Genomic DNA, 9,203 nt, shown 5'->3' with positions numbered 1-9,203 from the left:
CGCCGGCCCGCGGCTGGCCAGCCATTCGCGCCCCGAAAAAATCCAGTGGCCGCGCCGTATGCATGAGGACGATCCGTTCGAGCCGGCCGTGCTGGTCATTGCCTGCGAAGGCATGGCGGCACTTCATCTGCAGCACGAGACGGGCGAGATCATCAACCGGGTCAACGCCTTCCTCGGCTTCACCGCCATCAATCGCATCAGGATCCTGCAGAAGCCGGTGACAACCGACAAAGGAAGGCGCAAACCGGCCCTGAGGCCGCTGACGGCGGCTGAGAAGACGAAATTGTCGGGAACTGTCGGCCTGGTCGATAATGATGAACTGCGCGCCTCGTTGGAGAAACTTGGCGCGACCATTATTGGGGAGAGAAAATCATAGGCGTCTTGAAGAAAGTCATGGATTCGTCGTCACTATCTCGCATTCGTGATCGCCCTTGTCAGGTTTCGCGATTGGATTGGGGATCGAGATGCCTTAATTCGCGCCAACTCTCGCCTTTTCGTGTCTTTGCATTGCAAAATCCAACCCTTGTCAGGTGATTCGTATGAACCGTCCCCCGTTTGGCCAAAGCTTGTCTCGCAGAAACGTCCTGTCTTCGCTGGCCGCCATTCCGGCGGTGGCCCTGCTCGCCGCCTGCAGCGACTCTGGCGAGGAGGCGAAGGCCGCGGATGTGAAACCTGCGGCCCCGGCCGCCCCCGCGACGCCGGCCACGCCGGCCGCCGCCACCGCGCCGGAAGCCCAGGGCACCGTGGACATGGCGGAACTGATGAAGCCGGGTGCGCTGCCCGACAAACAGCTTGGCAAGGACGACGCCAAGGTCACCATCGTCGAATACGCCTCGATGACCTGCCCGCACTGCGCGCATTTCGCCGAGACCACCTTTCCGGACCTGAAGACCAAGTACATCGACACCGGCAAGGCGCGCTACATCCTGCGCGAATTCCCGTTCGATCCGAGTGCCGAAGCCGGTTTTATGCTGGCGCGCTGCGCCAAGGACAACTACTACCCTATGGTCGACGTCCTGTTCAGGCAGCAGGCGAACTGGGCTGGCGTTCAGAACACCAAGGATGCACTGCTGCAAATCTCGAAGCTCGCCGGTTTTACACAGGAGTCCTTCGAGGCCTGCTTGACGGACCAGAAACTTCTGGACGATGTGAGATCGGTCCAGAAGCGTGGCGCCAATGAATTCAAGGTCGACTCGACACCGACCTTCTTCATCAACGGTAAGACCTACAAGGGGGCGATGTCGATTGAGGAAATGTCGGCCATCATCGACCCTCTGCTCTGACGTCCAGTCAGCCCTGAGGCGGCGGCGCTTCGGCGTGCGCGGCTTCCGGTCGTGCCGCGAATTCTCATCGCAAAACCACGGTAATCCGCTTAGTGGGCGGCGCGAATGAAGTTTTCGCGCCTTCGCCTCCTCGGTTTCAAGTCCTTCGTCGAGCCCGGCGAGTTCGTCATCGAACGCGGACTGACCGGCATTGTCGGGCCGAACGGCTGCGGCAAGTCGAACCTTGTCGAGGCGCTGCGCTGGGTGATGGGCGAAAGCTCCTACAAGAACATGCGCGCGTCCGGCATGGACGACGTCATCTTTTCCGGCTCGGGCACGCGCCCGGCACGCAACACCGCCGAAGTCACACTTTTCCTCGACAACAGTGACCGCTCGGCGCCCGCTGCCTTCAACGATGCCGACGAATTGCAGGTGTCGCGCCGCATCGAGCGTGAGGCCGGCTCGCTTTACCGTATCAACGGCAAGGAGGCGCGCGCCAAGGACGTGCAGCTTCTGTTCGCCGACCAGTCGACCGGCGCGCGTTCGCCGTCGATGGTCGGTCAGGGCCGCATCGGCGAACTGATCCAGGCCAAGCCGCAGGCACGCCGCGCGCTGCTCGAAGAGGCAGCAGGCATTTCCGGCCTGCACACCCGCCGCCACGAGGCAGAACTGCGGCTGAAGGCGGCCGAGCAGAACCTCGAACGACTGGACGACGTCGTCGGCGAGCTGGAAAGCCAGATCGAAAGCCTGAAGCGCCAGGCGCGCCAGGCCTCCCGCTTCAAGAACCTGTCGGCCGATATCCGCAAGGCCGAAGCGACGCTGTTGCATCTGCGCTGGACGCTGGCCAAGACCCAGGAAGGCGAGGCGCGTTCGGCGCTGGCGGTTGCGACAGCCCTTGTCGGCGACCGCGCCGCGGCCCAGATGGCCGCCGCCAGGGAGCAAGGTATCGGTGCTCACCGATTGCCGGATTTGCGCGACGCGGAAGCCGCCGCCGCTGCTGCCTTCCAGCGCCTGTCGATCGCCAAGTCGCAGATCGAGGAGGAAGCCGGCCGCATCCGCGCCCGTCAGAGCGAACTCGAGCGCCGGCTACAGCAGCTCGACGGCGATATCGCACGTGAAGAGCGCATGGTCCGCGACAATGCGGACATTCTCGAGCGCCTTCGCACCGAAGAGGCGGCACTCAATTCGGAAAATGCCGGCGCCGCCGAACGCGAAGCCACCACCCGTGCGGCGTTCGAACAGGCGGCGTCGACGCTTTCGCAAAGCGAAGCCAAGCTCGCCGCGCTGACAGCCGAACGGGCCGAGGCTGCCGCCTCGCGCAACCAGATCGAACGGACGCTGCGCGACACCGCCGAACGCCGCGACCGCTTCGCGCGCCAGCTTGCCGATGTCGACCGGGAATTGTCTGAGATACTCTCCAAGGTCGCTGGCCTGCCCGATCCGGCCGAGAAGCGGGTGCTGGTCGAACAGGCCATGGCGCTGCTGGAGGAGGCCGAGGCTGCCGTGTCTGAGGCCGAGCAGTCTGTCATCGATGCCCGCGCCACGGAAAGTTCTGCCCGGCCACCGCTTCAGGATGCCAGGGCCGAGCTGGCGCGGATCGAAACCGAAGCGCGCACGCTGGCCAAAATCCTGAATGCAGCCAGCGGCGATCTCTTCCCGGCCGTGCTGGAGCAGATCAGCGTCGATCGCGGTTTCGAAACGGCGCTGGGTGCGGCCCTTGGCGAAGACCTCGACGTGCCGCTTGACCGCAGCGCGCCGGTGCATTGGGGCGAAAGCGCGATCCAGCCCGGCGACGCGGCTCTGCCGGAAGGCGTTAAAAGCTTGGCCAGCGTGGTCCACGCGCCGGCACAGCTCGCCCGCCGCCTGGCGCAGATCGGTATCGTCGATGCCGCCGGCGACGGCCGCCGGTTGCAGTCGCTGCTTGCTCCCGGCCAGCGGCTGGTCAGCCGTGAAGGCGCGCTCTGGCGCTGGGATGGCTTTACCGCAAGCGCCGATGCGCCGGCCGCCGCAGCACAACGGCTGGCGCAGAAGAACCGGCTGGCTGAGCTCGATGCCGAGGCGATACAAGCGACGCTCGTCCTGCGCCAGGCCGAGGATGCGCTGGGAGAGGCTGAACAGGCGCTCCGCCTGGCAAGCGAGGCCGAGCGCAACACGCGCCAGGCCGGTCGTGACGCTCAGCATCGGCTGGACGCTGCCCGCAATGCGTTGGCCGAGGCCGAGAGGGCCGGCGGCGAATTGCAGAGCCGGCGCGCCGCACTCGATGAAGCGCGCGCCCGCATCGTCGACAGCCATGAGGAGATTTCGGCCGCCTTCGCCGAGGCGGAAATGCTGCTGCAGGACGCGCCCGATCTTGGCGATCTGCAATTGCAGCTCGAACAGTCCTCGGCCAATGTCGCCCGCGACCGCGCCGCGCTTGCCGATGCGCGCGCGGTGCATGAGGGGCTTCGGCGCGAAGCCGAGGCGCGCGCGCGCCGGCTCGATGCCATTGGCGCCGAGCGCAGCAATTGGCTGGAGCGGGCCGAAAACGCCTCGACGCAGATCGCATCGCTCGGCGAACGCAAGGCCGAGGCCGAGGCCGAACGCGAGCGGCTGGCCGATGCTCCCGATGAAATCAACGCCAAGCGGCGTGCCTTGCTGTCGCAGCTCACCGAGGCCGAGAGCTTGCGCAAGGCGGCGGCCGACCGTCTGCAGGAAGCGGAGAACCGGCAATCCGAACTGGACAAGGCCGCCACCGGCGCCATCCAGTTCCTGGCCGAGGCGCGCGAGACCCGCGTTCGCGCCGAAGAGCGGCTGACGGCGGCCGACGAGCGCCGGCTGGAGGTCGAGGCGCGCATACAGGAAACGCTGAACACGCCGCCGCATCTGGTCATCCGCCACACCGGTCTGCAGGCCGACAGCCCGATGCCTGAGATGGCCGAGATCGAGCGTCAACTCGACAGGCTGAAGATCGAGCGCGAACGGCTCGGCGCCGTCAACCTGCGCGCCGAGGAGGAGCAGAAGGAGCTATCCGACCGGCTGGAGGCGATCGTCTCCGAGCGCGAGGACATCATCGAGGCGATCCGCAAGCTCAGGCAGGCGATCCAGAGCCTCAACCGCGAAGGTCGCGAGCGGTTGCTGGCCGCCTTCGAGGTCGTCAACGGCCATTTCCAGCGGCTGTTCTCGCATCTGTTCGGCGGCGGCACGGCGGAATTGCAGTTGATCGAATCCGACGATCCGCTCGAGGCTGGCCTCGAAATTCTTGCCCGCCCGCCCGGCAAGAAGCCGCAGACCATGACGCTGCTGTCCGGCGGCGAGCAGGCGTTGACGGCGATGTCGCTGATCTTCGCGGTGTTCCTGACCAACCCGGCGCCGATCTGCGTGCTCGACGAAGTCGACGCGCCGCTCGACGACCACAATGTCGAACGCTTCTGCAATCTCATGGACGAGATGGCGGCCACCACCGAGACGCGTTTCGTCATCATCACCCACAATCCCATCACCATGGCGCGCATGAACCGGCTGTTCGGCGTGACCATGGCCGAGCAGGGCGTCAGCCAACTGGTGTCGGTGGACCTGCAGGCGGCCGAGGCGATGCGCGAGGCAAGCTGATCCAGATTGCGCTGCCTGCGAAGGGGCCGCTCCGGAGCAATTCAGGAAAAGTGTGCAAGCGGTTTTCGCCCGGCAAAAAATGTCAGGGCCGCGGACTGTGCCTGTGCGAATGATGCTTGGCCGAGGACCAGACGAAATAGAGCGATCCCAGTTTCAGCACAGGCACCCTGCGATCCCGCTCGCGATCACGCAGTTCGCGGTAGGTCTTCACCTTCAGTGTGCCCCCCGGCAATCTGATTCGCAAAGCCATGATGCATAGAGCTTACGTGCTTTCTCCAGTCGATGGAATGTTCATTTCAAGCTCATCGTCAGTATTCGAGCTCTTGGAGGGTCGATCGGGAATTGTACTGGGCCACCAGATGACGAAATATTTGCCAAACTGCCAGACCGGGACTTCGCCCTTGTGCTCCCGTCGCCGCAACTCATGACGTTGCTTGACCTTCAACACGCCACCCGGAAGCCTGATCTTGATCGTCATCGTCCCTCAATACTGATGGCGCGCTTCCTGGGTGCCGCGCCCGAAGCTTCATCTGTCCGGCCAAGGTAGAAAAAACCGCCCACTCTCGGATCGGACCGTTGCAATCCGATTTCGCCGAGTCAATGGAGCCGGGGGCGAACTCCTCTGGCTATCGGCCCCGTGCACAAAGGGCTTGAGAACAGGCTCAACCTCTGCGCCGCAAGATCCAGTTCACACAGATCACGGCCACGAGGCCACACGCGATGCCGACGCAATCGGCAACCCAGTCGGACACGTCCAGATCACGTCGTATCAGCGCCGTGCCCTGGAGGACCTCGATCGCCGCTCCAACAACTGCAAGGAAGACGATCAGCCTGATCTTGCGATCAGGCCAGCCGAGCCCTCCAAGGAAAGTCATGACGGCAAAGGCGCTGGCGTGATTCAGCTTGTCGTAATGGAAACCGATATCGATCCCGTACTCCTCGAGTCCGGGTATAGGCACCAGTGCAAGGACAAGAACAGCGACAAGCGTGCTGAAAAAAGCAATCCGTTCGGCGGCTGGATGAAGTCTCATTCTGCTCCAATCTGTGCCTGCCCGCCGCGAAGGTCGAAACCGGCTCGGTATTGGCGGTTCAGGCTGAAACTCAGATCGACGACGTTGTCTTTCAAAGCCGCAATTTTTGCTTGAGCCTTTTCAGCCAGGTCTGTTCCGCCTCATCCTGGTCTTGATGCGCCGGGACATAGCGCGGCCGTATCTTTTTTCCTTTGATGTAGAATGGCTTTTCGACTTCTCCAACCAGGTTGACGAAAAGCCGGGATTTGTTGGTGGGTTGGCGGACTGTGACGCCGTGGACCGATTCAATCGAATTGATGAACAATACAAGAATGTTCTTGTCGTATTTAACTGTTTCGACGCATTCCAAATGGGTGTCGTCGACATAGGCATCATTGAAGAGTGTCGCTTTGGCTTTCAGCGTGGCGTATTTGGACTTGAAACGACTAATTGTCAGGTCCCCGCCAACGGCATCATAATCTTCCGGCCTCATATAAAACAGGCCAGAAAATAGCTTGTCGCCATTGTCGATGTGGCTTGTCCGCACCGATCCGGCATTGGTTACCGGCGTGTTCCCGCTGAGCATCGCATCCATCAGTATGTCGCGCGTTGCATAGGTGTCACTAAACCTGATGCCCGCTTTCATACTCTTGAGGCGTTCATAATTGGGATAATAATCAGGGTAAAGCTTGTGAATATCGTCGTAGAACAGGTCGGCGAGTTCGTCGAAAAATGCTTGAGATACGTGGTAGGCGATAAAATCGCGCCATATTTGCGGCACAGCTTCGTTCGACCGAACGCGGTGGGCCTCATAGTCCCATCTGGTGTTGTTGCGGCGCGTATCAATTTCGAGCGCTTCCGGAGCGGGAAACGTGTCGGCCAACTCCTGGTAGAGATCGAGGGGAAGGGCGTCGCGCAGGATGATGTGTGGAAACGGCTCTGATCGAACGTCGGCCCTGGTGGCACGTTGAAGGACTGAAAGCGGCTTTGACATCGATGGTGTCTCAGATCGAGTTTGCCTGAGTTGGATTCAAAGGATCGTGTTCAACCTGTTCGGGGCTGCCGCCTTTCAACGGATCCTTGGTTGCGTTCAAAGATTGGAGCCCTGAAAAGGGCTCCGCATGGGCTTTCACCATTTCGCTCATCAGAATATCCGCGCCAGTCATCAGGGGGATCAAGGTTTCCGCAAATGTGTATGTTTTGATGCCGTAAAGCCACTTCAGGTAGAGAAGGGCAGCTGACGTGCCGGAGACGCACCCAACAATGTTCATCCGGGATACGACAAGCTCTATCGGATATATGTGCGGAAGGTTCGCCTCCATGATCCTGGTGCTGGCGTCGGCCGTCACATTGCCGATGGTATCCAGCAATTCGGGGAAGAAGGGCGTGCTTATTCTGGGATGTTCCTTCCAGACGACGTCGTATCCTCTCTCAACGATCTGCTCCGCAATGCGTCTATAGATCGCCGCCTCGTGCGCGTACGACATTATGCCGTTTCGCGACAATGCCTGGCCGAGCAGCAGGATCCGTGGGTTGGCTGACGCACGGCAATGTTCATTGCCGCCGGAAAGCGCATCCCTGCAGGCTTCATCTATTACGTCGCGCATCAGCGAAGCGCCGACCTGAAATCTTGGTACGTTCTCCAGAGCATCGTGAATGGGGATTTCGTGGAGCAAAGAATAAAACTTTGTCACCCGTCTCAGATGGTGTCTTTCTATCTTGTCGGCCGCTTTCCTCAGTCGGAACGCCGGTGAAATTGTAGAGAGTCCTGCAATCAAGGCTCCGGTGATGCGCCGTCTAAACCTGGTGCCTGGCGGCCATGACATGGTTGAAATTTCGAATGGAAGGTATGACGTCAAGCCATCCTCATACAAAACGATCTTGGCTTCTGGGTATGAGTCCAGCAGTATTTTTTCCGATGGCCGGTTAACGAAGCAGGCCCAGATTTCAACCGCGGAACTCGCGTCGATGCCAATTGTGTCTCGGATCAGACGATGGATCCGGAAAATTTGCAGTTGCCCATATTTACGCTCGGACGTCAGAAGGTCGTATGCCCATATGATCCGTTTCCAGGTCCATACTGTAGACGCAAGTTCAGCAAGACCGGTCTTGAAATGCTCGGAAACGCCGGCCGTTTCATAGAGCAGAAGGTAATCCTCATGCTCCTCATCCGCCGGGGAGCTTCCATCCATTGTTGACTGGCGAAGAGAGGCAACCAGGCTGAGCAATTGCCAGCTGCCAAAGACGCAGCATATTCGAACTGGCAATTTAAGGTCTCCAGGTAGGATGGAAATAACGCCGCATGTTCCGCGATCTCAACCGCAAAATTGCTTCATGTCCGAAGACCGTGTGTGGCTCGGGGCGTTTCGCCAGCTTCATAATACTGCCTGTCGTCGACCGGAAAATATCTTGCAGATATTGGCGTCCAACGCCCGAGACAGGCTGGAGTTCCGCGCAATAAGCAGGCGAATTCAGTTCAATTGAGCGGCAGAGACCTGTTGAGATCCGGCATAAACATCAGGCGGCGGCAGACCGCTCATGCGGCTCGATCTTGCCGCTTCGGTTCCTGTCGGTACCAAGAGCGCGAATTCTCCCGGTTTTCGGGAAGGTCGTTGCCCGGGAAAGCGGGTTTCACTTCCATCAGTCAAAAGTAAGCTCCAGCCATGAACCGGAGCTTGATGATGACAGAGGCGGAAACCAGAATGTTTAACACGCTTGATGTGCCAGCCGGTCCGGTGCAGCGGCCCGGGATTCCGGCCGACCTGCCAAGGCATGGCGCGTGTGGCCGCACCTGTGCATCATGCCCGATGCGAAGCCTGCACTGCTCCTCGAGCGCCCTTGATGCCGACGCTTCGGCGCAATTTTCCCGGTGAGCAGGCGAAGGGCGGCGCCGGAAAATGCGCCGCCTGTCGGAAGGGTTGCCCGCGATCAGGCCGCGAGCCAGGCCCGGGTGAAGTCCTGCTCATAGGCCTGATGCATCTGGTAGCCCATCAAGGCAGGTTTCATATGGCAGAACAGCTTTCGCCAGTAGGGCTGAACGATGATGCCGGAATCCTGCAGCATGACCTGCAGTTCCTTCATCACCGCACGGCGCTGCTCCGGATCGGCGATGGCGTTGGCCTTGTGGACCTTGGCATCGAAGTCGGGATCGGCGAACCCTGTCTCGTTCCATGCCGAACCGGTCTGGTAGGCAAGCGCATAGGTCTGGATGCCGAGCGGTCGGGCGTTCCAATTGGTGGTCGCGAAGGGATACTTCGTCCAGTCGTTCCAGAATGCCGATTCCGGGATGACAGTGCGTTTCACCTTGAAGCCCGCGTCGCGCATCTGCTGGGCGACGGCATCG

Annotated in this window: 7 protein-coding genes and 1 pseudogene; 3 read left to right on the top strand and 5 right to left on the bottom strand. The window is 60.9% G+C overall.

The window, feature by feature from the left end; genetic code table 11:
• The 3 genes from EN893_RS08735 to smc form a co-directional block, all read left to right on the top strand.
• Window positions 1-376: DciA family protein (locus EN893_RS08735; RefSeq protein ID WP_128361491.1), on the top strand; the 376-nt coding region annotated here is incomplete at its 5' end.
• 163 nt (window positions 377-539) lie between these two features.
• Entirely contained in the window at window positions 540-1,283 is a 744-nt protein-coding gene (locus EN893_RS08730) for a DsbA family protein (protein ID WP_127268828.1), read from the top strand.
• 105 nt (window positions 1,284-1,388) lie between these two features.
• Complete coding sequence (gene smc, locus EN893_RS08725; protein ID WP_128361490.1) at window positions 1,389-4,850, top strand: chromosome segregation protein SMC; 3,462 nt, start codon at window positions 1,389-1,391, stop codon at window positions 4,848-4,850.
• Window positions 4,851-5,112: 262 nt separating this feature from the next.
• On the opposite strand, the gene EN893_RS08720 is transcribed toward smc, so the two are convergent.
• From EN893_RS08720 to EN893_RS08700, 5 genes and pseudogenes are all read right to left on the bottom strand, one after another.
• Window positions 5,113-5,328, bottom strand: coding sequence for a hypothetical protein (locus tag EN893_RS08720; protein ID WP_127268451.1), 216 nt, complete (start codon window positions 5,326-5,328; stop codon window positions 5,113-5,115).
• 184 nt (window positions 5,329-5,512) lie between these two features.
• Complete coding sequence (locus EN893_RS08715) at window positions 5,513-5,881, bottom strand: hypothetical protein (protein ID WP_127268450.1); 369 nt, start codon at window positions 5,879-5,881, stop codon at window positions 5,513-5,515.
• 91 nt (window positions 5,882-5,972) lie between these two features.
• On the bottom strand, window positions 5,973-6,854 hold the full coding sequence (locus EN893_RS08710; protein ID WP_127268449.1) for a hypothetical protein: 882 nt from the start codon (window positions 6,852-6,854) through the stop codon (window positions 5,973-5,975).
• A gap of 10 nt (window positions 6,855-6,864) precedes the next feature.
• Window positions 6,865-8,127: an alpha-2,8-polysialyltransferase family protein gene (locus EN893_RS08705; protein ID WP_236382846.1), complete on the bottom strand. Its 1,263-nt coding sequence runs from the start codon at window positions 8,125-8,127 to the stop codon at window positions 6,865-6,867.
• Between the two features lie 661 nt (window positions 8,128-8,788).
• A pseudogene (locus tag EN893_RS08700) lies at window positions 8,789-9,203 on the bottom strand (diguanylate cyclase); the annotation flags it as partial.

Source organism: Mesorhizobium sp. M7A.F.Ca.CA.004.04.2.1 (assembly GCF_004022825.1).
Lineage (GTDB): Bacteria > Pseudomonadota > Alphaproteobacteria > Rhizobiales > Rhizobiaceae > Mesorhizobium.
The sequence above is the reverse complement of the archived record's forward strand: the minus strand, read 5'-3'. Positions and strand labels throughout refer to the sequence as shown.

Coding starts and splice junctions, on each gene's coding strand:
- EN893_RS08720 (WP_127268451.1), bottom strand. CDS start 5,328: ATGACGATCAAGATCAGGCTTCCGGGTGGCGTGTTGAAGGTCAAGCAA.
- smc (WP_128361490.1), top strand. CDS start 1,389: ATGAAGTTTTCGCGCCTTCGCCTCCTCGGTTTCAAGTCCTTCGTCGAG.
- EN893_RS08730 (WP_127268828.1), top strand. CDS start 540: ATGAACCGTCCCCCGTTTGGCCAAAGCTTGTCTCGCAGAAACGTCCTG.
- EN893_RS08710 (WP_127268449.1), bottom strand. CDS start 6,854: ATGTCAAAGCCGCTTTCAGTCCTTCAACGTGCCACCAGGGCCGACGTT.
- EN893_RS08715 (WP_127268450.1), bottom strand. CDS start 5,881: ATGAGACTTCATCCAGCCGCCGAACGGATTGCTTTTTTCAGCACGCTT.